The organism is Affinirhizobium lemnae (assembly GCF_022968395.1).
GTDB lineage: Bacteria > Pseudomonadota > Alphaproteobacteria > Rhizobiales > Rhizobiaceae > Neorhizobium > Neorhizobium lemnae.
Genome location: NZ_JALJQZ010000014.1, coordinates 67283 through 94201 on the forward strand (window position 1 = coordinate 67283; position 26919 = coordinate 94201).

27 protein-coding genes are annotated in these 26919 nt (G+C 56.8%); 8 read left to right on the plus strand and 19 right to left on the minus strand.

Going from position 1 to position 26919, the window contains the following annotated elements; genetic code table 11:
* Positions 1 to 88: 88 nt before the first annotated feature.
* From ahcY to MUU53_RS11310, 6 genes are all read right to left on the minus strand, one after another.
* Positions 89 to 1489 carry an adenosylhomocysteinase gene (gene ahcY / locus MUU53_RS11285; protein WP_247260992.1) on the minus strand — a complete coding sequence of 467 codons (1401 nt, stop codon included), beginning with the start codon at positions 1487 to 1489 and terminating at the stop codon, positions 89 to 91.
* A 146-nt stretch (positions 1490 to 1635) separates the two neighbouring features.
* Entirely contained in the window at positions 1636 to 1911 is a 276-nt protein-coding gene (locus tag MUU53_RS11290; RefSeq protein ID WP_247260993.1) for an HPr family phosphocarrier protein, read from the minus strand.
* A gap of 8 nt (positions 1912 to 1919) precedes the next feature.
* Positions 1920 to 2321, minus strand: a complete 402-nt coding sequence (locus MUU53_RS11295; protein WP_247260994.1) for a PTS sugar transporter subunit IIA — start codon at positions 2319 to 2321, stop codon at positions 1920 to 1922.
* Between the two features lie 107 nt (positions 2322 to 2428).
* A complete protein-coding gene (locus MUU53_RS11300; protein ID WP_247260995.1) occupies positions 2429 to 2920 on the minus strand; it encodes an HPr kinase/phosphorylase in 492 nt (163 codons plus the stop codon).
* Positions 2917 to 4725 (minus strand): sensor histidine kinase, encoded by a 1809-nt coding sequence (locus MUU53_RS11305; RefSeq protein ID WP_247260996.1) that lies wholly within the window; start codon positions 4723 to 4725, stop codon positions 2917 to 2919. The genes MUU53_RS11300 and MUU53_RS11305 overlap by 4 nt, the downstream gene beginning before the upstream one ends.
* Positions 4726 to 4822: 97 nt before the next feature.
* Positions 4823 to 5548, minus strand: coding sequence for a response regulator transcription factor (locus MUU53_RS11310; protein WP_247260997.1), 726 nt, complete (start codon positions 5546 to 5548; stop codon positions 4823 to 4825).
* Positions 5549 to 5875: 327 nt separating this feature from the next.
* On the opposite strand from MUU53_RS11310, the gene MUU53_RS11315 reads away from it, so the two are divergent.
* Both MUU53_RS11315 and arfB read left to right on the plus strand, forming a co-directional pair.
* Positions 5876 to 7486, plus strand: a complete 1611-nt coding sequence (locus MUU53_RS11315) for a phosphoenolpyruvate carboxykinase (RefSeq protein WP_247260998.1) — start codon at positions 5876 to 5878, stop codon at positions 7484 to 7486.
* Between the two features lie 133 nt (positions 7487 to 7619).
* Positions 7620 to 8054, plus strand: a complete 435-nt coding sequence (arfB, locus tag MUU53_RS11320; protein WP_247260999.1) for an alternative ribosome rescue aminoacyl-tRNA hydrolase ArfB — start codon at positions 7620 to 7622, stop codon at positions 8052 to 8054.
* 50 nt (positions 8055 to 8104) lie between these two features.
* Here arfB and coaA read toward each other — a convergent pair whose 3' ends face one another.
* From coaA to hisB, 7 genes are read right to left on the minus strand one after another with little or no spacing between them, the layout of a single operon-like run.
* Complete coding sequence (coaA, locus tag MUU53_RS11325) at positions 8105 to 9097, minus strand: type I pantothenate kinase (RefSeq protein WP_247261000.1); 993 nt, start codon at positions 9095 to 9097, stop codon at positions 8105 to 8107.
* Positions 9094 to 9417 carry a phosphoribosyl-ATP diphosphatase gene (locus tag MUU53_RS11330; RefSeq protein ID WP_062557305.1) on the minus strand — a complete coding sequence of 108 codons (324 nt, stop codon included), beginning with the start codon at positions 9415 to 9417 and terminating at the stop codon, positions 9094 to 9096. Before MUU53_RS11330 ends, coaA begins: the two co-directional genes overlap by 4 nt.
* Positions 9418 to 9428: 11 nt before the next feature.
* Positions 9429 to 10205 carry an imidazole glycerol phosphate synthase subunit HisF gene (gene hisF / locus MUU53_RS11335; protein WP_247261001.1) on the minus strand — a complete coding sequence of 259 codons (777 nt, stop codon included), beginning with the start codon at positions 10203 to 10205 and terminating at the stop codon, positions 9429 to 9431.
* Positions 10202 to 10945, minus strand: coding sequence for a 1-(5-phosphoribosyl)-5-[(5-phosphoribosylamino)methylideneamino]imidazole-4-carboxamide isomerase (gene hisA / locus MUU53_RS11340; RefSeq protein WP_247261002.1), 744 nt, complete (start codon positions 10943 to 10945; stop codon positions 10202 to 10204). The genes hisF and hisA overlap by 4 nt, the downstream gene beginning before the upstream one ends.
* A 1-nt stretch (position 10946) precedes the next feature.
* Positions 10947 to 11597, minus strand: coding sequence for an imidazole glycerol phosphate synthase subunit HisH (gene hisH / locus MUU53_RS11345; protein ID WP_247261003.1), 651 nt, complete (start codon positions 11595 to 11597; stop codon positions 10947 to 10949).
* Positions 11597 to 12079 (minus strand): DUF2628 domain-containing protein, encoded by a 483-nt coding sequence (locus MUU53_RS11350; RefSeq protein WP_247261004.1) that lies wholly within the window; start codon positions 12077 to 12079, stop codon positions 11597 to 11599. Before MUU53_RS11350 ends, hisH begins: the two co-directional genes overlap by 1 nt.
* Before the next feature lie 14 nt (positions 12080 to 12093).
* On the minus strand, positions 12094 to 12690 hold the full coding sequence (gene hisB / locus MUU53_RS11355) for an imidazoleglycerol-phosphate dehydratase HisB (RefSeq protein WP_247261005.1): 597 nt from the start codon (positions 12688 to 12690) through the stop codon (positions 12094 to 12096).
* 191 nt (positions 12691 to 12881) lie between these two features.
* On the opposite strand from hisB, the gene hslV reads away from it, so the two are divergent.
* The 5 genes from hslV (at position 12882) to MUU53_RS11380 (ending at position 19660) form a co-directional block, all read left to right on the plus strand.
* A complete protein-coding gene (gene hslV, locus MUU53_RS11360; protein ID WP_247261006.1) occupies positions 12882 to 13409 on the plus strand; it encodes an ATP-dependent protease subunit HslV in 528 nt (175 codons plus the stop codon).
* Positions 13410 to 13486: 77 nt separating this feature from the next.
* Positions 13487 to 14794 (plus strand): ATP-dependent protease ATPase subunit HslU, encoded by a 1308-nt coding sequence (hslU, locus tag MUU53_RS11365; RefSeq protein WP_247261007.1) that lies wholly within the window; start codon positions 13487 to 13489, stop codon positions 14792 to 14794.
* Positions 14795 to 15031: 237 nt separating this feature from the next.
* A complete protein-coding gene (locus tag MUU53_RS11370; protein WP_247261017.1) occupies positions 15032 to 15952 on the plus strand; it encodes a DUF1402 family protein in 921 nt (306 codons plus the stop codon).
* A 44-nt stretch (positions 15953 to 15996) separates the two neighbouring features.
* The gene (locus MUU53_RS11375; RefSeq protein ID WP_247261008.1) at positions 15997 to 17397 is read left to right on the plus strand and encodes a cytochrome P450; all 1401 of its coding nucleotides are present in this window, start codon (positions 15997 to 15999) and stop codon (positions 17395 to 17397) included.
* Positions 17398 to 17488: 91 nt separating this feature from the next.
* A complete protein-coding gene (locus MUU53_RS11380; protein ID WP_247261009.1) occupies positions 17489 to 19660 on the plus strand; it encodes a malate synthase G in 2172 nt (723 codons plus the stop codon).
* A gap of 101 nt (positions 19661 to 19761) precedes the next feature.
* On the opposite strand, the gene MUU53_RS11385 is transcribed toward MUU53_RS11380, so the two are convergent.
* On the minus strand, positions 19762 to 20430 hold the full coding sequence (locus tag MUU53_RS11385; RefSeq protein WP_247261010.1) for a L,D-transpeptidase: 669 nt from the start codon (positions 20428 to 20430) through the stop codon (positions 19762 to 19764).
* Positions 20431 to 20707: 277 nt separating this feature from the next.
* Here MUU53_RS11385 and MUU53_RS11390 point away from each other — a divergent pair, with 277 nt between their 5' ends.
* A complete protein-coding gene (locus MUU53_RS11390) occupies positions 20708 to 21211 on the plus strand; it encodes an MmcB family DNA repair protein (RefSeq protein ID WP_247261011.1) in 504 nt (167 codons plus the stop codon).
* Here the strand turns inward: MUU53_RS11390 and MUU53_RS11395 are convergent, their stop codons facing one another.
* The 5 genes from MUU53_RS11395 to MUU53_RS11415 all read right to left on the minus strand — a co-directional run.
* Positions 21212 to 21778 (minus strand): ActR/PrrA/RegA family redox response regulator transcription factor, encoded by a 567-nt coding sequence (locus MUU53_RS11395; RefSeq protein WP_247261018.1) that lies wholly within the window; start codon positions 21776 to 21778, stop codon positions 21212 to 21214. It lies immediately after the preceding gene.
* A gap of 73 nt (positions 21779 to 21851) precedes the next feature.
* The gene (locus MUU53_RS11400; protein WP_247261019.1) at positions 21852 to 23168 is read right to left on the minus strand and encodes an ActS/PrrB/RegB family redox-sensitive histidine kinase; all 1317 of its coding nucleotides are present in this window, start codon (positions 23166 to 23168) and stop codon (positions 21852 to 21854) included.
* Position 23169: 1 nt separating this feature from the next.
* Complete coding sequence (hrpB, locus tag MUU53_RS11405; RefSeq protein WP_281435089.1) at positions 23170 to 25638, minus strand: ATP-dependent helicase HrpB; 2469 nt, start codon at positions 25636 to 25638, stop codon at positions 23170 to 23172.
* A complete protein-coding gene (gene lhpI / locus MUU53_RS11410; RefSeq protein ID WP_247261012.1) occupies positions 25635 to 26591 on the minus strand; it encodes a bifunctional Delta(1)-pyrroline-2-carboxylate/Delta(1)-piperideine-2-carboxylate reductase in 957 nt (318 codons plus the stop codon). The genes hrpB and lhpI overlap by 4 nt, the downstream gene beginning before the upstream one ends.
* The coding region (locus tag MUU53_RS11415) for a hypothetical protein (RefSeq protein WP_247261013.1) at positions 26592 to 26919 on the minus strand (328 nt) is incomplete at its 5' end.

Here is a 26919-nt window from a genome sequence, read left to right on the forward strand (position 1 = left end):
AAATTGGGGCAAAGGGCGACAGCCAAAAAAGAAGCCGCGGAATGTCAATTCCGCGGCCTTCAGGATCTTGTGGATAGATGAGGTGATATCAGTATCTGTAGTGCTCAGCCTTGAACGGGCCTTGCTGCGACACGCCGATATAGGCTGCCTGCTCTTCGGAAAGCTCCGTCAGTTTCACGCCGAGCTTCGCCAAGTGCAACCGGGCTACCTTTTCGTCCAGATGCTTCGGCAGAATATAGACGCCTGGCTTGTATTCATCGGTCTTCGTGAACAGTTCAATCTGGCCCAGGACCTGGTTGGTGAACGAAGCAGACATGACGAAGGACGGATGACCGGTCGCATTGCCAAGGTTCAGCAGACGGCCTTCCGAAAGCAGGATCATGCGGTTGCCCTTCGGGAACTCGATCATGTCAACCTGTGGCTTGATGTTGGTCCACTTGAGGTTCCGAAGCGATGCGACCTGAATCTCGTTATCGAAATGACCGATATTACCGACAATGGCCATATCCTTCATTTCGCGCATGTGTTCGATGCGGATGACATCCTTGTTGCCGGTCGTGGTGATGAAGATGTCGGCGGAGGAAACGACGTCTTCCAGTTGAACCACTTCAAAGCCATCCATAGCGGCCTGCAGCGCGCAAATCGGATCCACTTCCGTCACTTTGACGCGAGCGCCAGCGCCAACCAGCGAGGCTGCGGAACCCTTGCCAACATCGCCATAGCCGCAGACAACGGCCACCTTGCCAGCCATCATCACGTCGGTTGCGCGGCGGATTCCGTCCACCAGAGATTCCTTGCAACCGTACTTGTTGTCGAATTTCGACTTGGTGACCGAATCGTTGACGTTGATGGCCGGGAAGGGCAGGAGACCCTTCTTGGCGAGTTCATAAAGGCGGTGCACGCCTGTCGTCGTTTCTTCCGTCACGCCCTTGATGGCTTCGCGCTGCTTTGTGAACCAGCCGGGAGATGCCTTGAGACGCTTCTTAATCTGAGCGAACAGGATCTCTTCTTCTTCCGAACCCGGATTAGAAAGAACATTCTCGCCAGCTTCGGCGCGAGCACCCAAGAGGATGTACATGGTGGCATCGCCGCCATCGTCCAGGATCATGTTGGAGACGCCGCCATCGGTCCACTGGAAGATCTTGTCTGTATACTCCCAATATTCGGTCAGGGTTTCGCCCTTCACGGCGAAGACCGGAATGCCGGCAGCTGCGATCGCGGCTGCAGCGTGATCCTGGGTCGAGAAGATGTTGCAGGAGGCCCAGCGCACGTCTGCCCCGAGAACTTTCAGCGTTTCGATCAGGACAGCTGTCTGGATCGTCATGTGCAGCGATCCAGAAATCCGCGCGCCTTTGAGGGGCTTGGTTTCACCAAACTCAGCGCGGCAGGCCATCAGGCCCGGCATTTCTGTCTCGGCAATGTTCAGTTCCTTGCGGCCGAAATCGGCAAGCGCAATGTCAGCGACGATATAGTCTTTTTCAGTGCTCATTGTGGGTCTCCAGCTCTGCTTTCGGTCTGCCCCAAATCGGCGACCAGCAAGGGGTTGGGCCGACCTTCGCAAGTCGACAGTGCTGCCTGCCATGTAGCAGAGTTCCACAAAACTAGCAATAAGGATATAAAGAAGTCTTTATATGATTACATCTCTTCGCCAAAACGATCTTCGACAAGGCGTGCCAGAGCTTCGATTGCCGCCTCGGCCTGAGCTCCGCTGGCGCTGACCTCAATCGTACAGCCAGGACTTGCGGCCAGCATCATCAATCCCATGATCGAGGTACCACCGACTGTCATGCCATCTTTCGAAACTTCGATGTTGGCATCGAAACCTTCAACCATCTGGACAAACTTGGCGGAGGCCCGCGCATGCAGACCCCGCTTGTTGATGATGAGCAATTCTCGCGTAATGGACGACATGGAGCCTTTCACTTGCCGCTCAGGACACGGCTTGCCACGTTGATGTATTTGCGGCCGGCATCGGAAGCCTCCACCAGAGCCTTCTGCATGTCGTTGTCGCCACGAACGCCTGCGAGCTTGATCAGCATCGGCAAGTTCATGCCAGCAATGACTTCGGTCTTGCCACTGCTCATGACGGAGATGGACAGATTGGAAGGAGTGCCGCCGAACATATCCGTAAGGATGATGACGCCGGAACCGGTATCGACCTTCTCAACGGCGTCCATGATATCCTGACGCCTTCTGTCCATATCGTCTTCCGGACCGATACAAACGGTCTCAATGTTTTTCTGAGGACCGACGACATGCTCCAAAGCATGTCGGAATTCCTCGGCCAGCTTGCCATGGGTGACAAGCACAAGTCCGATCATGTTGAGTTCTTCCCCCACTACACAATATCGTCCATGGTTCAATTTTGCACTGCAATAGACCCAAGGCGGTGGGAAGCCATCTTGTCCATGTCACAACGAAGTGCAAGCTAAAAATCAAGCAAGGAGAGTTCGCGGAACGGGCTTTCGTGACAAAATTCAGGTCGAACTGCTGCCAAAACGATCAGCGGGGCCGGATGATCATGCCGCAGGCGCATCATCGGCAAGGATCCACGGACACCAAGATCATAGACTTCGTCTTCTGGCGGCAGACGCTCCTCGACCCGGTCTGCCAAAACGCGAATGGCAAGGTGAAGAGGGGCGCGATCTATGCTTCGTAGACGACCGATACCGGTGCCGCGAACCTCGATCAACCCTGCGATAGAAGGCGGGCGAACGGCATGAATCTGATCGGCATGCCTTTCGATCAAAACCTGATCATCGCTGATGAGAGCCGCATAAGTATTCAAGCTTGCCGCATGCTGCAGAAGCGAAAGGGCAAGACTTGTCTTTCCGCTTCCGGACGGCCCAGTCAGGAGCAGGCCACGCGTTCCGATCACGATTGCGGTAGCATGCAGGTTGAACGCATCTCGTGCTGTCACGCGGTATCTCCCATCGGCAGCGACAGCGTGAATCGGGCTCCGGTAACGGTCGTGCCATCCATCAGGTTTTCAGCCTTCAGCGTACCGCCATGGGCCTCGGCGATCTGGCGACTGATGGACAGACCGAGACCAGAATTCTGGCCAAAGCTTTCACCTTCGGGTCGGTCAGTGTAGAACCGTTCGAAAATGCGGTCGATATCCTCGGCGCGGATGCCGGGACCATTGTCGTCCACTTGGACGATGCAGCGGCTGCGGCTCTTGAACAATTTAACGGTGATCCGTCCATCCTTGTCCGGCACAAAGGAGCGCGCATTCTCGATCAGGTTCGTGATGATCTGTCCGAGGCGAAGATCGTGACCGTGGACCTTATAGACACTCTTGGCCCCCGGTTTGTGGTCGACGATGAGTTCAATGTCGACCGGCTTGCGCCCGCTACGGATCTGGCGAGAGATCTCAACGAGATTGCCAGCCAGCGCCTCCATATCCACCGGTGCCGCATCCGAACGAGCCAGTTCCGCATCAAGACGCGAAGCATCGGAGATATCGGTAATCAACCGGTCCAGACGCCTTACGTCATGAAAGATGATGTTGGTCAGGCGCTGTTTGGATTCCTCAGTCTTTGCCAGAGGCAGCGTTTCGACGGCGCTTCTGAGTGAGGTGAGAGGATTCTTTAGCTCGTGACTGACATCGGCAGCAAAGCTTTCGATGGCGTCGATGCGGTCGTAAAGCGCATTGGTCATATCGCGAAGCGCGATAGAAAGATTGCCGATCTCGTCCTGACGCGCGGAAAAATCCGGAATTTCCTCGCGCTGCTTCACCCCGCGGCGAACACGGATGGCCGCTGCCGCCAGACGGCGAAGCGGATTTGCAATCGTGGATGAGAGAAGGAGGGACAGCAGGATGTTGACGAGCGTTGCGACCCCGAAGACGCGCATGATGGCCAGACGTTCCGCATGCACGATGTTGTCGATATCACCCGCCTGTGTCGAAAGCAGCAGGACGCCAAGGACGGCCCTGAAACGCTGGACGGGTACCGCGACGGAAACGATCAACTCACCCTTGTCGGTGACGCGAACGACGGCCCCACGCACGCCGGTCAATGCATTCATAACTTCCGGATAAATGGATCCGTCACCGCCTGGAGCTTCCCGATAGGCAGGCAGATTGCCCGGCTGAAGCAGACGGTTGAACTGGCTGGTAAGCCATTCCGGCCAGGTCTGGGATTCTCCTTCGACGGGCGGAAGTTCGTACCGCAGCACCTGGCCGCGCGAGTAGAGGTGGCGTGAATCGAGCAGCAGGTTCGCATCAGCGTCAAAAAGACGGGCGCGGGTTCTCGTCGGCGAAATGAGGCGGCGCAGCACTGGCGCGACCCGCTCCGGATCGATCGGGAATTCCAGATCCTCATCATTTGGAACCGGTGTAATGCTTTGCCCAGCCTGCAACTCCAGAAGCTTTTCCGGATCGATGGTGATCGAATTCGTATCGACGGAAGCCGAGGCTGAAATGGCACCGGCGATGATTTCGCCCTGGGTCAGAAGGCTCTCGACGCGCGCATCGATCAGTCCCTCGCGGAACTGGTTCAGGTAAAGAATGCCGGCAACCAGCACCACGGTCGCCGCGATGTTAAAGAACAGAATACGACGGGTGAGGCTTGAAAAGACGGCATTGCCGAAAATACGCCGGATCAGCGTAAAGGGATGCGTCCATACCCGCCGCGCCTGACGCGGCGTCTCGCGCTCGGCCTCATCAGGCTCGCGGGTATGAAATGTCTGATCGGCCAAGGCCAGGTCCTTTCCAGAGGCCATCAACCGAAACCCTGCTTGCGCGCAGCCGTCACGGTGATTCGTGCCTTATATCCGCTCCGCGCCCGCAATGGCAGGGGCACAGGTATGGATGCGCAGGTCAGGCAGCCTCGCGGAAACGATAGCCGACACCATAGAGCGTTTCGATCATGTCGAAATCCGTATCGACCATCTTGAACTTCTTGCGAAGCCGCTTGATGTGACTGTCGATCGTGCGATCGTCTACATAGACCTGCTCGTCATAGGCCGCATCCATGAGGGCGTCGCGGCTCTTCACCACACCCGGTCTCTGGGCCAGCGAATGCAGGATCAGGAACTCCGTGACGGTCAAGGTCACAGGCTCGCCTTTCCAAGTGCAGGTATGGCGCTCCTGGTCCATCGCCAGCTGTCCACGTTCCAGCGTACGGGCTACTTGGTCTGCGGCCGATTTGGGTGTCGCACCCGCGACAGAGGCTCCTTCACGAGCGCTGGCACGACGCAGTATTGCCTTGACGCGCTCTACTAGCAGGCGCTGCGAGAAGGGCTTGGTGATGAAATCATCTGCGCCCATTTTCAGGCCAAACAATTCATCGATCTCTTCGTCCTTCGATGTGAGAAAGATCACTGGAAGGTCTGATTTCTGGCGCAGGCGACGCAGAAGCTCCATGCCGTCCATGCGGGGCATCTTGATGTCGAATATGGCCAGCTGGGGCGGCCTTGCCAGGAGACCGTCAAGCGCGGACGCACCATCAGTGTAGGTTTCAACCCGGTATCCTTCTGCTTCCAGCGCGATGGAAACTGAAGTCAGGATATTTCGGTCGTCATCTACCAGGGCTATCGTCTGCATTTTCTCTGTCTCCGCCATACTACACGCGTCTCCTGGATTGTGGCCCAGCCGAGCTTCTGCTCCGGTCAGCATGTGTTTGGGGATAAAGGTGGAACAAATTGTGGCAAAGATAAAGAGGGTTCCACACTATCAAATTTAGCCGAATTTGAAGCACGGGGTGAATCGGTAAAAGTCATACCTATTCAAACCGATTTAAAAATAGAAAAAAATCTTTAAATCGATTAAATATATGATTTTATTGATTTTTTCTAAATTCCGCCCTTGCTCTTTTTAAAAAATCGTGGCTAGCGTCATTCAAACATCAACATGGCTGAAGGAAAACGCGTCATGGAGCAGCACGGAGCTTACAATCCGTCGAATAGCATTGAAGCTCTCGGGCTGGTTGGTGCTCAGCGCGTCAACTATAACCTCAACGAGAGCGAATTGTATGAGGCAGCCCTTCGCAATGGCGAAGCTGAACTCACGATCGATGGCGCGCTGCGCGCAGTGACTGGCCAGCACACAGGCCGCTCGCCCAAGGATAAGTTCGTCGTCCGCGATGCGAATACCGAGTCCACCATCTGGTGGGACAACAACAAGCCACTGTCGCCCGAGCACTTCGAAGTGCTGCGCCAGGACATGCTCGCCCATGCACAAGGCAAGACACTTTACGTGCAGGATCTGATCGGCGGCGCTGATCACGACAATGCCCTGCCCACTCGCGTGGTGACGGAACTGGCCTGGCACGGTCTTTTCATCCGCAATTTGTTGATCCGCCCGGATCGCTCCACACTTGCAAGCTTCCAGCAGAAGCTGACGATCATCAACCTGCCAAGCTTCCGTGCAGACCCGGCGCGCCATGGCTGCCGGTCTGAAACCGTCATCGCCTGCGACCTGACAAACGGCCTCGTCCTGATCGGCGGCACGTCTTACGCCGGTGAGAACAAGAAGTCGGTCTTCACAGTCCTGAATTACCTTCTGCCGCAAAAGAACGTCATGCCGATGCACTGCTCGGCCAATGTGGGCGCAGAGGGTGACTCGGCAGTCTTCTTCGGCCTGTCGGGCACCGGCAAGACGACGCTTTCGGCTGATCCGAACCGCACGCTGATCGGCGATGATGAGCACGGCTGGGGCGAGAACGGCATCTTCAATTTTGAAGGTGGCTGCTACGCCAAGGTGATCCGTCTTTCTGCGGAGGCAGAGCCGGAAATCTACGCCGCGACCCGCCGCTTCGGCACGGTTCTGGAGAACGTTGTTCTGGATGAAAACCGCGTCCCGAACTTCGATGATGCATCGCTGACGGAAAACACCCGTAGCGCTTACCCGCTGCACTTCATTCCGAATGCCTCTGCGACGGGCATTGCTCCGCATCCGAAGACCATCATCATGCTGACAGCGGATGCCTTCGGTGTCATGCCGCCGATTGCAAGACTGACGCCAGAACAGGCCATGTACCACTTCCTGTCCGGTTACACCGCCAAGGTCGCCGGTACGGAAAAAGGCGTGACGGAACCAGAAGCAACCTTCTCCACCTGCTTCGGTGCGCCATTCATGCCGCGCCACCCGACCGAGTACGGCAACCTGCTGCGTGATCTGATCGCAAAGCATGAGGTTGATTGCTGGCTGGTCAACACCGGCTGGACCGGTGGCGCCTATGGCGTCGGTCGCCGTATGCCGATCAAGGCAACGCGCGCTCTTCTGACCGCGGCTTTGAATGGTGAGTTGAAGAAGGCCGAATTTCGCACGGACGCAAACTTCGGCTTCCAGGTTCCTGTCGAAGTCCCCGGCGTGGAAACCGCAATTCTCGATCCGCGCTCGACCTGGGCTGATGGTGCAGCCTATGACGCGCAGGCCAAGAAACTGGTGACCATGTTCATCAACAACTTCGCCAAGTTCGAAAACCATGTGGACAGCAAAGTCCGGGATGCCGCCCCGGGTGTTCTTGCCGCCGCCGAGTAAGAACAGACCTTTGGGACGGCTGGTGAAAGCCTGACGTTCAACGAACCGATGCGCTTACCCAGAACCGCCGGTGCCTCGTGCCGGCGGTTTCTTTTTGGTCGACTTTATGAAATAAAGGGGGCCGGAGACTTTCATGGCCAGCGACCCCCTCATCATCAACAGCCGCATCACGATTGCCGGATGGGAACTGACGGAGCAGTTCGTTCTGGCGGGCGGACCAGGCGGTCAAAACGTCAACAAGGTTTCGACGGCTGTTCAGCTTTTCTTTAATCTCCTGGGCTCGCCATCACTTCCAGACCCGATCAAGGAAAATGCCGCTAAGCTTGCGGGCCGTCGTCTCAGCAAAGAGGGCGTGTTGATCATCGAGGCCAACCGCTTTCGCAGTCAGGACCGCAACCGCGAAGATGCTCGCGAACGGTTGAAGGAACTTCTCCTGGAAGCAGCAAAGCCGCCGCCACCACCACGCCGGAAAACCAAGCCCAGCAAGGGTGCCATCGAGCGACGCTTGAAAGAAAAATCAGGCCGCTCCGAAGTCAAGAAGATGCGTGGGCGCCCGAACGGGGACTAATGTCACAATTAATAGGCAGCGATGGAATTTAATCGTAGCCGATGGATCGCCTACAATTTGCGAAGCGAAACCGTCTCGACAAGATGATTGCTTCCTTTGCGCAAAATCAGATCGGCCCGAGGTCGGGTCGGCAGAATGTTCTGACGCAGGTTCTTGAGATTGATGTTCTGCCAAAGACCTTCGGCAATTTCGAGCGCCGCATCCGCATCGACTGACGCATAGCGCTTGAAATAGGAACTCGGATCGCGAAACGCCGTTTCACGCAACCGCATGAAACGCTGAACATACCAATTGTGGATCAGCGATTCTTCCGCATCGATGTAGATCGAAAAATCAAAGAAGTCAGACACCATCGGCACGATTGTGCCATCCACTGGCAGGGTGCGCGATTGCAGTACGTTGATACCCTCGAAGATCAGGATATCCGGCCTATCAACAATCGTGAACTCTTCCGGCAACACGTCATAGGTCAGGTGGGAATACCGGGGTGCTGGCACATTCGGTTCACCCGCCTTGATGGCAGAGAGAAACCGAAGCAGCGCACCGATGTCATAGCTTTCCGGAAATCCCTTCCGTTCCATCAGGTCTTCACGCTTCAGTACCGCGTTCGGGAACAGAAATCCGTCCGTGGTGATCAGATCGACCTTTGGGCTGGACGGCCAGCGCTTCAGCAATTCCTGAAGAATGCGGGCCGTGGTGGATTTGCCGACAGCTACAGATCCAGCGATGCCGATCACGAAGGGCGTCTTCACCTGATCCGAGAGGCTCAGAAAGCGGTTTCGCTGCTGGAACAGGAGCTGTGAGGCTTCCACATGGGCAGATAGCAGGCGCGAAAGCGAGAGATAGATCCTGCGAACCTCGTTGAGGTCTATCGGGTCATGCAAGGAGCGCAGGCGCTGCACTTCGTCCGCGGTGAGCGTCAGTGGCGTGTCAGCCCGGAACCGCGCCCACTCCTCGGATGTAAACAGAAAGAAGGGCGAGTAATTGATATCGCGGTTGCTTTCCGGCATATCCGAACCAGTGGGCTGGGTGGCGATCGTCATGTTGGTTTCCGGCTCGCCTTTTCCTGCAGGCCCGATTGAGCCGTGCGGCGTTGCAGTTGTTCCAGTACATCCTGTAGCGGAATACCTGCAATCTTCAATACGACCAAGAGATGATAAAGAAGATCAGCGGCTTCTGATTTAAGATCCTGCCGGTTATTCTGAATGGCTGCAATGACAGTCTCGACCGCCTCTTCGCCCAGTTTCTTGGCCGCCCGCTCCTGACCGGCGGCCACGAGCTTTGCAGTCCAGGATTCCGACGGGTCAGCCTTTGCGCGTTCCGCAATAATCTGCTCGAGATCGGTCAGAGAAAATCCGCTCATACGTTCTCTCCTCAATCTAGGCGCATAGCTATACCGCGATCAGCCATGTAGCGTTTTGCCTCACTGATCGAATAAGTTCCAAAGTGAAAGATGGAAGCTGCGAGGACTGCAGTTGCGTGGCCCTCAGAAATACCTGCCACCAGATCGTCGAGATTGCCCACGCCGCCGGATGCGATGACGGGGACGCGAACTGAATCGGCAATGGTGCGCGTCAGAGCAAGATCATAGCCGCTTTTCGTCCCGTCACGATCCATGGATGTGACAAGAAGCTCGCCAGCCCCTTTCGCAACCATCGTCACAGCGAACTCGACAGCATCGATCCCCGTGCTCTGACGTCCGCCATGGGTAAAGATCTCCCACCGAGGGGCTTCGTGGGCACCGGAAACGCGCTTGGCATCGATCGAGACAACGATGCACTGGTTGCCGAACTTGTCCGCAGCCTCGGCCACGAAGTCAGGGTTCTTGACTGCGGCGGAGTTGATCGAAATCTTGTCGGCACCTGCGAGCAAAAGCTTGCGGATGTCGCCGACGGCGCGAACACCACCACCGACGGTCAGGGGCATGAAGCAATGTTCTGCCGTCTGAGCCACGACGTCAAAAATGGTATCGCGATTGTCGGAGGAAGCAGTAATGTCGAGAAAGCACAGTTCATCGGCACCGGCCGCATCATAGGCTTTCGCTGCTTCAACAGGATCGCCTGCATCGATGAGATCAACGAAGTTGACGCCCTTGACCACGCGGCCGTCTTTGACATCCAGGCAAGGAATGACACGAGCCTTCAGCGTCATGGGCGGGCCTCCTTGGCAGCGCGAATCAACGCAAGCGCTTCAGTCGGATCAATGCGGCCGTCATAAAGTGCACGGCCGGAAATCGCGCCTTCGAGTCTGGCCGCGTCTGGCTTCAGCATGCGGTGGATATCGTCCAGAGAGGCAAGGCCGCCAGATGCGATGACAGGAATGGAAACCGCCTCGGCCAGTTGCAGGGTCGATTCCCAGTTTATACCGGTCAGGATGCCATCACGATCGATGTCGGTATAAATAATGGCTGCAACACCGGCACCTTCAAACTTCTTAGCCAGCTCAATAACGCCGAGCTCGGATGCTTCTGCCCAGCCTTCCACGGCAACTTTACCGCCTTTGGCGTCTATGCCGACAGCGATCTGACCGGGGAACTTCTCGCAGGCTTCGATCACAAGGGCGGGATTGCGCACTGCTACGGTGCCCAGGATAACGCGCGTCAGGCCACGCGACAGCCACGCCTCGATGTGGTCAAGCGTGCGGATGCCACCGCCCAATTGAACCGGGTTCCTGGTTGCTTTCAGAATGGCATCGATGGCGAAACCATTGCGGCTTTCACCCGCAAATGCGCCATCCAGATCCACCACATGCAACCACTCGAATCCTTGATCTTCGAAGGCCTTTGCCTGTGCCGCAGGATCGGGATTGTAGATCGTAGCCTGGTCCATATCACCAAGCTTCAGGCGAACGCATTGGCCATCTTTCAGATCGATGGCAGGAAACAGGATCATCTCAGGGCATCCAGCGAAGGAAGTTGGAAATCAGGGCGAGACCAAGTGTCTGGCTCTTTTCAGGGTGGAATTGCGCACCGGCGGTATTTTCGCGAGCAACGAAGGCAGTCATCGGACCGCCGTAATCGGTTGTCGCCACCACATCCTCCGGCCTCGAAGCTGCAAGATGGTAGGAGTGTACGAAATAGGCATGCAAACCATCAGGTCCCGTCGCAATGCCGTCGAAGAGCGCGTGTGGTCGGTTCAGCGTCAGCGTGTTCCACCCGATCTGCGGGATCTTCAGAGCAGGATCCGACGGTGTCATTTCCGTCACGTCGCCCGCAATCCAGTTCAAGCCTTGCGTCGTTTCCTTCTCGAGGCCACGCGTTGACATCAATTGCATGCCGACACAAATGCCGAGGAAAGGATGCCCCTTGTTCTCGACAACATCCCGAAGGGCCTCTTCCATCCCAGAAACAGCGGCAAGGCCGCGCCCGCAGTCGGCATAGGCTCCGACGCCTGGAAGAACGATCCGGTCAGCACTTGCCACGACATCCGGTTTGTCCGTGAGGCATATTTCCGCATCAAGGCCCGCCTCGCGTGCGGCGCGCTCAAAGGCCTTTGTTGCCGAGCGCAGATTGCCTGAGCCATAGTCGATGATTGCAACGCGCATTAGCGTCTTCCTGTATCAAATAGTCCAAAGGACGGCCCGTACTGGGCTGCGGGAGAAGCTTCCGCGGAAAGTTTCGTCCAGTCGGTCTTTGGTGTTGTCATCTGGCGCACGTCGCCAGCAGGACCAGCGAAATAGATCTGCTCGGCTGAAGCAAGATCCGGTGCAATCACGACGGTATCGAGAACCCAGCCACGTCGCATCAGTGTCCGAACCAGCATCTGTCGTCCTTCGAGACCGGTCAGGAGGGCAATGGAGAGTTGCGCAGCCATTCCGGCGAAGAACAGACCGGGACGATCAGCAAGCCATCCCGCGGCAAACTGTGCCGTCAGAACTGCGATTCCCCAGAGCCAGCAGCGATTGAACAGGAGCCAGAGCCCGGGAAATACGAAAGCCGTCCACACCATCCGGTCAGCAATAAACCGCGTCGAACGATGGTCCGGCTCGGCTCCTCCCGGTGGAGTCAGAACGATATAGCTGATCACGAAATCTCCTGACCTTAAACGAGCGTGCCCTTAGTCGAAGGAACGCGGCCTGCCTGACGCGGATCGATCTCGGTTGCCGTCCGCAATACGCGGGCCACCGCCTTGAAGCAGGTTTCCGCGATGTGATGGCTGTTGGCACCGTAATGGTTCAGGACATGCAGAGTGATCCCGGCATTCTGCGAGAGCGCCTGGAAGAACTCGCGAACGAGTTCCGTGTCGAATGTGCCGATTTTCGGTGTCGTGAAGGTCACGTTCCAGACAAGGAAAGGACGACCGGAAAGATCGACCGCGGCCTTGGTCATGGTTTCGTCCATGGCAAGATCCAGCGATGCATACCGGGTGATCCCGCGACGATCTCCGAGTGCCTTGGAAATCGCCTGACCGATTGCGATACCGGTATCCTCCACGGAATGATGATCGTCGATGTGCAGATCGCCCTTGCAGTCGATCTCCATGTCGATCAACGAGTGTCGTGACAATTGCTCCAGCATGTGGTCGAAAAAACCAATGCCTGTCGAGATTTTCGAGGTGCCCGTTCCGTCCAGATTTACGCTGACGGAAATGGAGGTCTCGTTGGTCTTGCGCGAAATCGAAGCGCGGCGTTCGCTCATTGTACTCACCGGTTCCTGAACACGGAAAACATTGCTGCTGCTTATCAGCCGCCCGCTTCCCGTGCAAACGATTCCGAATGGACGGTCGAGGTCGAACGATTTGCAATCCGCCGCCTCACACTTACATGTGCCTCAACAGCCGGAATCAACCGGGAATGGCGTCTCCGCACAGGCGGAGCAAAAGGTGAGACATGACGACAATCATTACCGTCCGCAAGGGTGGAAAGGTGATCATGGCAGGCGACGGGCAGGTGAGTCTCGGTCAGACGGTCATGAAGGGCAATGCACGAAAGGTTCGGCGCATCGCCAAGAGCGGCGATGTCATTGCGGGCTTCGCTGGCGCGACGGCGGATGCTTTTACGTTGCTGGACAGACTGGAGCGGAAGCTCGAACAGTATCCGGGGCAATTGATGCGTGCCGCTGTGGAACTCGCGAAGGATTGGCGTACAGATAAATATCTGCGCAATCTGGAAGCAATGATGCTGGTGGCGGACAAGCAGATCACGCTTGCCATCACAGGCAATGGCGACGTGCTCGAGCCGGAGCATGGAACCATCGCCATCGGCTCGGGCGGAAATTACGCCTATGCCGCAGCGCGCGCTCTGATGGATACGGACAAGTCTGCGGAAGACATTGCCCGGCAGGCGCTCGATATCGCGGCAGATATTTGTGTCTACACGAACCACAATCTGGTCGTTGAAGCACTCGACGCCGAATAAATCCGTCAGAACTACTGTGAAGGGCTCCAAGGATCGGGCCGCAAGGCCGATCGAAATGGAGATGCCAAGAGGATAACATGACAAACTTTTCCCCACGAGAAATCGTTTCCGAGCTGGATCGGCACATTATCGGTCAACAGGATGCCAAGCGTGCCGTTGCTATTGCGCTTCGCAATCGCTGGCGCCGTCAGCAACTGGATGAAAGCCTGCGCGATGAGGTCATGCCGAAAAACATCCTGATGATTGGCCCGACCGGCGTTGGCAAGACTGAGATTTCTCGCCGTCTCGCGAAGTTGGCAGGTGCTCCTTTCATCAAGGTCGAAGCAACGAAGTTCACGGAAGTCGGTTACGTTGGGCGCGATGTCGAGCAGATCATCCGCGACCTCGTTGAAATTGGCATCGGGCTGGTGCGCGATAAGAAGCGCGCCGAGGTTCAGGCGAAGGCACATGCAAGTGCCGAAGAGCGCGTGCTCGATGCTCTTGTTGGCTCCACCGCATCTCCCGCCACCCGCGACTCATTCCGCAAGAAGCTTCGTTCCGGCGAACTGGACGATAAGGAGATCGAGATCGAGGTCGCCGATACCGGAAGCGGTGCATCGGGCTTCGAGATTCCGGGCATGCCGGGCGCCAATATTGGCGTGCTCAATCTTTCCGATATGTTCGGCAAGGCCATGGGCGGACGTACCAAGAAGGTTCGCACAACGGTTTCGAAGTCTTACGGCGATCTCATTCGAGATGAATCCGACAAGCTGATCGACAATGAAGTCATCCAGCGCGAGGCTGTTCGCTCGGTCGAAAATGATGGTATCGTCTTCCTCGATGAGATCGACAAGATCGCAGCGCGCGATGGCGGTATAGGGGCAGGGGTGTCCCGCGAAGGTGTGCAGCGTGATCTCCTGCCGCTGGTGGAAGGCACGACGGTTTCCACCAAATATGGTCCGGTCAAGACAGACCATATTCTGTTCATCGCATCTGGCGCTTTCCATGTGGCAAAGCCGTCAGACCTTCTTCCCGAACTGCAGGGTCGCTTGCCGATCCGGGTCGAACTGAAGCCGCTCTCCAAGGAGGACTTCCGGCGTATCCTGACGGAGACAGAGGCAAGCCTCATCCGCCAGTACAAGGCGCTGATGGAGACCGAGCAACTTACGCTCGACTTCACAGAAGATGCGATCGATGCGCTTGCCGATGTGGCGGTGCATCTCAATTCCTCGGTAGAAAACATTGGTGCCCGGCGTCTGCAGACGGTGATGGAGCGGGTACTGGACGAAATCTCTTTCCACGCGCCGGATCGCCCCAATACTGAAGTGACGATCGATTCGGCCTATGTGCGCCAGCATGTCGGCGATATTGCTGCCGATACCGATCTTTCCCGCTATATTCTGTAATGCCGCTTGTATGCCGAGTGGCAAGGGCGCAACGCGCCCTTGCCTTCGATCATTGTTTTGACGGGAAATTGACGCGCTCAGGCTCGCCTTGTCGCTCTACATTCAGTATGGGTTCATACCCATAAATGCCTTTTATTTCGGATTTCTGATTCGTCCGAAAGCAACGTGCTGAAGAGCCTGCATGCTCTGCTGTTCCCTGGGATATTTGTCTTGAAACGTTCTTTGCTCGCCGTCTTGATGGTTTTCGCGCTTTTCGTGCCGCAGGTTCAGGCCGGGAGCTTGACGACTGTGCCACCAGGCAACCGCAATGCCGAGCAGCCCAAGATTCCGGGGGCTTCAGTTCGGCGGACCCGCGAGGGTAGAACAACATTCGATGACAAGTTCGACAAGATTCGCGATCTTCTCGCAGGCGATCGGTCACTGATATCGAAGATCAAGCAGACGGCCCGCCAATACGACATTGATCCAATCCATATTGTCGGCGCCATTGTTGGTGAGCACACTTATAACGTTGATGCTTACGACAGGCTCCAGTCCTATTATGTCAAGGCTGCGGCCTATGCCGGTGACAACTTCCGCTTCAGCTACAAGGGCGAGTCGATCACCCAGTTCGTTACGCGTCCGCAATTCGAAAAATGCGAGCGGTTCAGCGATTCCTACAAACTCTGGTCCTGCCGCGAAAATGTCTGGGAGCAGACATTCCGGGGTGAAAAGGTCGATGGAGTTTCCTACCCCAATGACCGCTTCAGCGCTGTATTTTTCCAACCGTTCTATGCAGGTCAGACATTCGGTTTGGGCCAGCTCAACCCGTTGACCGCGCTCATGCAGTCCGACCTTGTGGCCAGCCGCTCCGGTTATGCGAAGCTTGATCCGGCCGACGCCCAGGGTGTCTACAAGGCGATCATGGATCCGGACAAGTCTCTGGCCTATATGGCCGCGACGATCCGCCGAGCGATCGATGATTATGCAGACATTGCCGGAATGGACATCTCCCGTAATCCAGGGATTACCGCCACGCTTTATAACGTCGGCAATACAGCCAGCCGTGCAGCTGCGCTTGCCGCCCGAAACCGTGGCGGCGCAGGCTCCCTGCCGGAAGAGAACTATTACGGCTGGCTGGTCAACGACAAGCTGGATGAATTGAAATCGCTCTTGTAAGTGCCGATATGAAGGCCTGTTGATCCCGTCAGGAGAACAGGTCCATGGATATGCGTCCGGAACCCTTTGAGCCACCAGCTCCCCATCCCCGAACGGCGATCCCGTCTCGGTTGGAAATCATCCGGACCGTTTTCAGGAACCCGTTGGAACTCTGGGGAGAGCCTTCCTACACACTTCCCTGGATCAACTCGAAGTTCTTTTCCGAGCGGACATTGATCGTCAACGATCCTCGTCTCATTCGCTACGTTCTCGTTGATAACGCCGCCAACTACGAAATGTCGGAAATTCGGCAGCTCATTCTGCGACCAATCCTTCGCGATGGCCTGTTGACGGCGGAAGGACCGGTCTGGAAGCGATCCCGCAAAGCCATGGCGCCTGTGTTTACCCCGCGTCACGCCAAGGGTTTCGCTGGGAAGATGCTGGCCAAGTCCGAAGAGTATCTGACCAAGTATGCAGACATTGGCTCTGAGGGGAGGGTAGAGGATATTTCTGTCGATATGACGGAACTCGCCTTTGCAATTCTGTCGGAGACGCTGTTCTCCGGTGAAATCGTCACGCAGAGTGATAACTTTGCCGATGATGTCGATTCGCTCCTGCATCGCATGGGACGGGTCGATCCCATGGACCTCTTGCGCGCGCCTTCGTGGGTGCCGCGGGTTACGCGTATCGGCGGTGCCAAGGTTCTGGGCAAGTTTCGCGAAATCGTCCGGCTGACGATGGAAAAGCGGAAGGCCCGCATGCGGAACGACCGGGATACGACGCCGGATGATTTTCTCACCCTGCTTCTGGAACTTGACGGACCGGATGGACTTACCCTGGATGAGATAGAGGACAATATCCTGACCTTCATCGGCGCTGGTCATGAAACGACGGCACGCGCTTTGGCCTGGACACTCTATTGCCTGTCTCATGCTCCGCAGTTTCGAGCCCTGATAGAAGAGGAGATCGACCGGGTCATTACAAGTGGAGCTGATCCAGTCGAGTGGCTGGATTTGATGCCGCACGTACGCGCAGCTTTCGAGGAAGGTATGCGGCTTTATCCACCCGCCCCTTCCATCAACCGTGCTGCCATCAAGGACGATACCTGGACGAGCCCGACTGGTGATGTGCTGGAGATTGCCGCAGGAACAACCGTTCTGGTAATGCCCTGGACGTTGCATCGCCACCAGCTTTACTGGGAAAAGCCGCGTGCTTTCATGCCGGAACGCTTTCTGCCCGAGAACCGCAGCCGGATTGATCGCTTTCAATATCTGCCTTTCGGTGCCGGACCACGCACCTGTATCGGAGCCACGTTTGCCATGCAGGAGGCCGTAATCGCCCTGGCTGTTCTCTTGTCGCGGTTCCGCTTCGAATCACTTCCGAACGTCAAGCCGTGGCCCGTCCAGAGGTTGACGACCCAGCCGCAGAACGGTCTTCCCATGCGCGTCATGCCGCGATCCGTATGATCCCGAACATGATCATTCAACGAATGCCGGATTGACTAAGCGGTCCCACCGCGCAAAAAACCTTGGCATGAATGTTTATGGAGAATTCCTGATGAGCCGCATCGACGTACATGGGTTGGCAATCGATACTGCACTTCACCGCTTTCTGGTGGAGGAAGCCCTGCCGGGAAGCGGCCTGGATGCGGATCGATTCTTTGCGGAGCTGTCGGCAATCGTCCATGAGCTCGCACCGAAGAACCGCGAACTTCTCGAAAAGCGCGATGCGTTTCAAAATCAGTTGGATGAGTGGTACCGCAAGAATGGATCGCCCACCGACCTCGCAGCCTATGAAGCCTTCCTGCGTGAAATAGGCTATTTGCTGCCCGAGGGCCCGGATTTCACGGTGACAACGGAAAATGTCGATGGGGAAATTGCCCGTATCGCGGGCCCCCAGCTGGTCGTTCCGGTCATGAACGCGCGCTATGCGCTGAATGCCGCCAATGCACGCTGGGGATCGCTTTACGACGCTCTCTATGGCACGGACGCAATCCCTGAAGTGGATGGAGCTGCTAAGGGCGCGGGATATAACCCGGTACGGGGTGCGAAGGTCATCGCTTGGGTGCGCGATTTTCTGAACCAGTCGGTGCCGCTATCCGAGGCGAGCTGGAGGGATGTCACGGGCTTTGAAGTCTCTGGCGGAACGATTCACGTGAAACTCGGCGATAAGGTTGCGGGTCTCGCTGAACCTGCACAGTTCGCAGGCTTCAAGGGAGAGGCCGCATCGCCCGCCGCCATCCTGGTGACACGCAACGGCCTGCACATCGAGATCCGAATCGACTCATCGACATCGATTGGTAAGGACGATCCTGCTCATATTTCGGACGTCTGGCTCGAATCGGCGATCACCACGATCATGGATTGCGAGGATTCGGTCGCGGCTGTGGATGCCGAGGATAAGGTCGTCATCTATCGCAACTGGCTCGGCCTCATGAAGGGTGACCTGAAGGAGGAAGTGTCCAAGGGCGGAAAGACCTTCATTCGTGCCCTGAATCCAGATCTGGCCTTTGAAGGCCCGGATGGGTCCGCAGTGACGGTTCCGGGTCGTTCGCTCATGCTCGTGCGAAATGTCGGTCACCTCATGACCAACCCGGCAATTCTGGATCGTGACGGGCGGGAGATCCCCGAAGGCATCATGGATGCCATGGTCACGGCGCTTATTGCTCTTTACGATATCGGACCGCAGGGACGCCGCCAGAACTCGCGCGCAGGCTCCATGTATGTGGTGAAGCCGAAGATGCATGGTCCTGAAGAGGTCGCGTTTGCCTGCGAAATCTTCTCGCGCGTCGAAAAGGCGCTCGGCATGGCATCCAATACGATCAAGATGGGCATCATGGACGAGGAGCGGCGCACCACCGTAAACCTCAAAGAATGTATCCGCCAGGCGAAGGATCGCGTCGTTTTCATCAATACGGGCTTCCTGGATCGAACGGGCGACGAAATCCACACATCGATGGAAGCCGGTCCGATGATTCGCAAGGGCGACATGAAGCAGGCAGCCTGGATTGCAGCCTACGAGAACTGGAACGTCGACATTGGCCTGTCCTGTGGTCTTTCCGGTCACGCTCAGATCGGCAAGGGCATGTGGGCCATGCCTGACCTTATGGCAGCCATGCTGGAGCAAAAGATCGCGCATCCGAAGGCCGGTGCGAATACGGCCTGGGTTCCATCGCCGACCGCAGCAACCCTGCACGCGACGCACTACCACAAGGTGAACGTCGCTGAAGTCCAGGACGGGCTGAAGTCACGCACTCGTGCCAAACTTTCCGATATTCTCTCTGTGCCCGTTTCTTCGCGACCAAACTGGACGGCTGAAGAAGTGCAGCGCGAACTCGACAACAATGCCCAAGGTATTCTGGGCTACGTTGTGCGCTGGGTCGATCAGGGTGTTGGCTGCTCGAAAGTGCCGGACATTAACAATGTGGGGCTGATGGAAGATCGTGCCACGCTGCGTATTTCTGCCCAGCACATGGCGAACTGGCTGCATCATGGCCTTGTGACGCAAGACCAGATTACTGAAACCATGAAGCGCATGGCCGCGGTCGTCGACAGCCAGAATGCCGGTGATCCAGCTTACCAGCCAATGGCCGGTCGATTCGACGATTCGGTTGCGTTTCAGGCCGCCCTTGAACTTGTATTGCAGGGCCGCGTACAGCCCAATGGCTATACCGAGCCAGTCCTGCATCGTCGTCGCCTGGAAGCGAAGGCCAAGGCTGCGGCGGTTTGACCTGAGCCGAGAGGTGAAACCAACGTTTCACCTCTCGCATTCCTGAACGCAAAACGGCACGCCTAGACGTGCCGTTTTCTATTTGGGAGAAGAGATTCGGGTTACTGAATGACGACAACCTTGGTTGCGCGACCCGGACGAACGCGGCTGTAAAGGTCGATCACGTCCTGATTCATCAACCTGATGCAGCCAGAAGACGCTGCGGTGCCGATGGACGCCCACTCCGGCGTACCGTGCAAGCGGAACAGAGTATCCTGACCCTTTTCATTGAACAGGTACATCGCGCGCGCACCGAGCGGATTGTTGATTCCCGGACCCATGCCGTCCTCAACATAGCGGGCGACATCAGGACGGCGTGCTGCCATTTCCTTCGGTGGGTGCCATGTCGGCCATTCCTGCTTCCAGGCTACATAGGCCTCGCCAGACCATGCAAAGCCCTGCTTGCCGACTCCGATACCGTAGCGAACAGCCTTACCATTTGGCAGGATGTAATAGAGGAAGCGTTCACGCGTGTTGACGATGATCGTACCAGGACGTTCCTTGGTTTCGAAATCGACAATCTGACGATGAAACTTCTTGTCTACACGATTGATCGGGATCGCCGGAAGCGAATAGCCCGCATCGGTCACCGGACCATAGGCATCTGAGAAGATCTGGTTCGTCTCGGTGCGGATGGTCGCGACCTTCGTTTCAGATGAGGTCGTGGAGCAGCCGGCCAGGGCAAGCATGGAAAGAAGGCCGGATGCGATCATGCTGTGGCGGAAGCGCATGGAATTCTCATGAAAAGGAGTGAAATCAAAGACGTGTTCGGACGCCCTTGATTTCAGGTTTATTTGTGAACCGGCGGGGCTTGGCAAGGCCGCAGAAAGATGCAGGCTTTCGCGACTGCACAATTGGAAGAGGCATTGCCTTTTTGCAACAATTCTCGATGCTGGAGTTAATCTTGTCCCCATCTTGGACGTTCGCAGACCCACCTGATTCTAGTCTATCCTCCGAAAAATCGTTGTGATTCGCGGGGACCAACCAGATTTACGGAGATTTTTTACGTTGACACTTCTTAGACTGGGCGCCGTGAGCCCATTGATTGATGGTCGCCAGTCACAAAGAGCCATGATGGTGCGCCGCGGCGTACAGATCCTGCTCAGTGACATGCGCCATTCCGTTTTGCCCGAACTGACGCTCGCCATTGGCAGGCGCGTCGACCTGATCAGCCTTTCACCGAAGGGCGAAATCTGGATCGTTGAAATCAAGACCTCGATCGAGGATTTTCGGGTAGACCAGAAGTGGCCGGATTATCGGGATTTCAGCGATCGCCTTTTCTTTGCGACCTATAAAGACGTGCCACTCGATATCTTCCCGGAGGACTGCGGCCTTATTCTGTCGGACGGCTATGGCGCGCATCTGCTGCGAGATGCGCCTGAGCACCGACTTTCTGCCAGTAGCCGCAAGGCACTCACGCTGAGCTTTGCGCGTACAGCGGCGCAACGCCTGCTCGCCGCCGAATGGGCGACCGGCCAAAGCTTCGAGGATGCAGAAACGACTGAAAACTGATCAGCGCGGTGCGCGTTTCGCCAGAATGCGCTGCAAGGTTCTGCGATGCATGTTCAGCCGACGCGCCGTCTCCGAGACATTGCGTTCGCACATCTCGTAAACGCGCTGAATATGTTCCCAGCGTACGCGATCGGCAGACATGGGATTTTCCGGTACATCTGCCTTCTCGCCTGACCGCTGCGTCAGCGCTGCATAGACATCATCGGCATCCGCGGGTTTGGAGAGATAATCGACTGCACCGAGTTTTACGGCCGTGACGGCGGTTGCGATGTTTCCATAGCCCGTGAGAACGATGACACGCGTGTCTTCCCGTCCCTTGCGAATGGCTTCGATGACATCCAGCCCATTGCCGTCGCCCAGCCGCAAATCCACAACGGCAAACTTCGGCGGATGTGCTCTGGCCTTCGCGATACCCTCTGCAACGGATTCGGCGATCTCCACCTTGAAGCCTCGGCTTTCCATGGCACGCGCCAGTCGGCGCAGAAAGGGCGCATCGTCATCCACGAGCAACAGCGATGGATCCGGTCCAAGATACACCTGGGATTCGGTAGCCGTCGAGGACTCCATCTGCTCCAATTCCATCTTTTTCTCCTTCGTCTGCTTCCTCGCATGGATTCTACGTCAAGGAAAGCAATCTAGCTCATATGGCCCGGTCACTATTGATATCCATCAAGGATCGAGGCCATACGACCCGAATTTGTGCCCCGCTCGCACCGGTTGCCCGGTTGGTGAACGTCAATTTTGCGCCAGAACGTTCCAGCAGCGTCTTGGCGATGAACAGACCTAGCCCCAGGCCGCCCGCACGCTCGTCCTGCCTTGAGCGCGACGACATGTAAGGCTCTCCGATATGGGTCAAAACATCAGGGGCAAAACCGGTTCCATCATCTTCGATCGTGATGGCGACAATGTCTACATTGTGCTCCACAGTGATCGTGACGCGGGAGCGCGCGAAGTCGACGGCATTTTCGATCAGGTTGCCAAGGCCATACATGATCGCTGCATTGCGGGCTCCGACCGGTTCACTTTCGCGCTCGCCCTTTTCTACCAGCGCAATCTCGACCTCGAACTGTCGATGGGGGGCAATGACTTCTTCGACAAGCGAGGAGAGCGGAAGCCTACGAAGATGGTCTTCGCTTTCCGCCGAAAGCGAGGTCAGGCGACGAAGGATGTCACGACAGCGCTCGCTCTGGCTTCTCAGCAAGGCAACATCTTCTCCAAACTTTTCATCGTTCTTGAGTTCTCGCTCCATTTCCTTGGCCACCACACTGATTGTCGCAAGCGGTGTGCCCAGTTCATGCGCGGCGGCCGCTGCAAGGCCATCCAGTTGCGACAGGTGCTTTTCTCGTTCCAGTACCAGTTCGGTTGCGGCCAGCGCATCGGCAAGCAGAGTGGCTTCCATGGAGACGCGATAGGCATAGAAGGCCGCGAAGGCCATCATCGAAACGATTGCCGCCCAGAAGGCCAGAAGCAGCAGCGGATGAACGACCAGGATCTCGTCTCCTTGCCACGGCACAGGATAGGGCGTCAGGGCCAGAAGTGTTGCGCAACTCATCGCAAATGCCAGAAGACAGAGCGAGTGGCGAAGCGGCAGCGACGCGAAGGAGATGATGACCGGGACGCAGAGGAGGGATGCAAACGGGTTGGCAAGCCCGCCTGTAATGAAGAGAAGCCCGCCCATTTGCAAAAGGTCGAAACCTAGAAGAACAAGGGCCGCTCCCGGCTGAAGCCTGTGTGTTGGAGGATATCTTAAAGCCAGGGTCAGATTGACCAGACCGAGTGCTCCAATCAGCAAAATCGCTTCCAGGAGCGGCAGATCAAAGTGAAGGACCACGGCAACGACGAATACGGTGAGCGCCTGCCCGGCGACAGCCAGCCAGCGAAGCCAGATCAGTGTTTGGAGGCGGAGGCTGCGACTGCTGCGCCCGAACTGCAAATGGCGGATCGACTGGCTTTCCATCTCAGGTTCCTTTGTGCTTCGCCCGATGCGTAGCTTGCGCATGTGCAGGATCTTCCGGCCATGGATGCTTGGGATATCGCCCGCGCATATCAGCACGAACATCTTTCCAGGAGCCAGACCAGAAGCCAGGAAGATCTCGCGTGGTCTGGATCGGACGATGGGCCGGAGAAGTCAACTCAAGCAGCAGCGGCAGTTTGCCGCCCGCGACAGCCGGATGTGCTTTGAGACCAAACAGTTCCTGCACCCGGATGGCAAGAACCGGTTCCTCTCCATCATAGCGGATCGGATGGCGTTGACCTGTGGGCGCTTCAAAATGGGTTGGAGCGAGGCGAGCAAGATCCTGCCGAAGCTCGAATGGAACGAGGGATCTCAGCCCCTCCATCAAACTCCCGGCATCCACGGCGTCCAGTCGAGTCCGGCCACTTTGGAAGGGTACGAACCATTCATCAAGTCGCTCGAGCAGGCGTTCCTCCGCCATATCGGGCCAAGGGCTGCCAATCGTACGGTGAAGAAAGCCGATCCTGTCCCGCATCTGCTCTGCTTCTTTCGAAAACGGCAAGCACTGCAGGCCAACTTGCCGCACCCCATCGGCAAGACCACGCGCCGCAGTCTCCCCGACTGGGCGGGGTAAGGGAGATTCCTCTAGCACGAGTGCACCCAGGCGAACGACGCGGCGAGCGCGGACCTGTTTCGATACGGTATCAAAGAAGGCTTCTTCCCCAGAGATAATCGAATGCTGGAGTTCGTCCTCAATATCGCTGCGTCGAACCTCTGTGGCCGCCAAAATTCGTACCTGAGCAGCCCGCCCTGTCAGGTCGGCAATTACAAGATACTTGCAACCGGAAAGTCTTTCGGTCTCGGGAAGTTCTGCGCCACGGCCATTTGCCATGACAAATCGGCCGCGTGCACCGCGTTGGATGGCCACACGGTCCGGAAAGGCGTGCAGAAGCAGCTGGCCTGCCGAGAGATCTTCCGCCTGTCCCGTGGCCTTTGGCAGCGATTTAGCGAGTTTGTCAGCCAGACCGCGTGCCGCCTCAGCACGCTCACCGCGTTCACTGCCAAACTGGCGCAGTCGAGAGTCGAGGTCGACGTCTTGTCCGCCCAGACCTTGTTCCGTCAACAGTATGGCTAGTCGAGCCGCCTTGCGAGCTGCACCGCGTTCGGCGCCTGCAATCACCATCGCGGCCAACCGAGGGGGAAGAGAAAGCTCCCGCATCAGTTTCCCACGAACGGTCAGCGCGTCGTTGTTGTCCAGCGCTTCCATCATCCGCAAAAGATTGCGTGCTTCTGTCAATGCAGCGAGCGGGGGTTGATCGAGAAAGGAGAGGGTGGCTGGATCCTTCACACCCCAGTGGGCGAGATCCAGTGCCAGTGCAGCCAGATCACTCGCCAGAATCTGCGGCGGTGTGAAAGCGGGCAGCGCCGCGGTTTGCCCAGCATGCCAAAGGCGAATCGCGATGCCAGGCTCCGTTCTTCCAGCTCGGCCTGCTCTCTGGTCTGCCGATGCTCGGGAAACACGGACCGTTTCAAGCCTGGTAATCCCCGTTGACGGTTCATACACGGGTAATCGTTGCAGTCCGCTGTCAATGACGATTCGCACCCCATCAATCGTAATGGAGGTCTCTGCGATCGATGTCGAAAGAACCACTTTCCGCTGGCCGACAGGGCTGGGCTTGATGGCCAGATCCTGATCCCGTTGCGACATGGCACCATAGAGAGGTGCCAGAACAGTCGCTTCCGGCAATTTGCCAATCAGCCGCTCCTGCACGCGCTTGATTTCGGCTTGCCCGGGCAGGAATGCGAGGATCGAGCCATTTTCCCGATCGTGTGCCGAAAGGATCGCGCGCGTAACGCTGTCCTCGATCCTTTCGCTGGCGTCGCGGTCAACGTGCCGGATCTCGATTGGGAAGGTTCGTCCCTCGCTTTTCACCCAGGGGGGACTATCGAGAAGTGCGCAGACTCGATCGACATCCAGTGTCGCCGACATGACAATGAGGCGGAGGTCTTCGCGCAAAGCTCCCTGCGAATCCAAGGCAAGCGCCAATCCGAAATCGGCGTCCAGTGACCTCTCGTGAAACTCATCGAACAGAACGGCAGATACGCCCGTGAGCTTAGGATCTTCCAGGATCATCCGGGTGAACACGCCTTCCGTCACCACCTCAATGCGAGTCGCCTTCGAAATGCGATTGTCGAGGCGCATTCTGTAACCGACGGTCTGACCAGCCTGTTCGTTGAGGATCGTCGCCATGCGTGAGGCTGCTGCACGCGCTGCCAGACGGCGAGGTTCCAGGAGAATGATTCGCCCGGTGCACCATTCTTGATCCAGAAGATGAAGCGGCACAGTCGTGGTCTTGCCAGCGCCAGGTGGCGCTGAAAGCACAAGTCGGTTTCCGGCCGCAAGCGACTGGCCGATTTCGGAGAGTACGGATGTGATGGGAAGTTCAGGTAGGGAAATTCGGGATGATATCATCGGTTATCAGTTGCCCGAAGCGCGGTTTCATAGGCGAGAATAGCGCCTGCCAGATCCTCAAGCGCCGCACCCACCGATTTGAACAGAGTGATCTCGGCTTGCGATGTCCTGCCCGGGGGTTTGCCGGTTACGAGTTCGCGCATGTCTCCGCGGATATCCTCCAGCTTCAGAACACCTGTTTTCAGCGGAATGGCAATGTCGCCGCCCTCGTGCGTAGCACCCTCATAGGTATCAACAAACACGCTGCAACGCTGAATGGCAGTGTCATCGCTTTCACGCATGGTGGGTTTGAATGCGCCTACCAGATCGACGTGACATCCGGGCTTCAGCCATTCGCCACGGATCAGCGGCTCATTTGAAAGCGTGGCGCAGGAGATGATGTCTGCTTGGCGCGCCGCATCCTCCAGACTGGGAGCCGCCTCAGCCGGGATGCCCAACTTTAGGGCCTCTTCAGCAAGGAGAGACGACTTACGCAAATCACGTCCCCAGATCCGTACACGCTCAATAGGGCGAACCCTGCAATGCGCCTCCATGAGATTGAGCGAGAGGCGGCCGGTCCCCACCATCACCAAATCCCTCGAATCTTCTCGGGAGAGAAGGCGAGAGGCGAGCGCGGATGTCGCAGCGGTACGCCGCGCGGTCAATTCACCGCCTTCGATCAATGCCAGCATTTCACCTGTGCGTCCTGATGAGAGCAGATACCGCCCCACAATCGTTGGAAGCGACCGCATGTGATTGTCCGGGAAAAGGTTCAATAGCTTCACGCCACTATAGTGACCCGGCACCCAGGCAGGCATTAGCAGAAGAGTGGCATCCGCTTCACCGGGCACCGACATAGTATGGTGATGTCGAAGCGGCGTAACGCAGTCGCCCGCGAACATTTTCGCTATCGCATCAATCAAACCATCGAATGGCAAAGCGGCGCGGGTTTCATTCTCATCAAGAACTTGCATCTAAATCTCCCGGTAATCCGAGGAAACCATAGCCTTGGAGTACAAGTGAGGGGAGGCCCCGTGAAAAAAATGACAGATTTCTGACATTGGCAGTTGACGGATAAAATTGGTTTGCCTATAAGCCGTGTCACTGACGAGGGCAGCGGCGCTGCTGGCGACGGTGTTTTTCGTTCTTGAGGAAGTCTGGTTTTGGCTGGATTGTTTCTCGAGGGGTTGATGATCATTGAGATTGGCGAATGCTGATTTTGGCCGGATTTTGGTTTGGCTGATGGATGGTTGTCTTCTGAGATTTGACTGCTTTAGTGGTCTGTTATTTGACAATTGAATA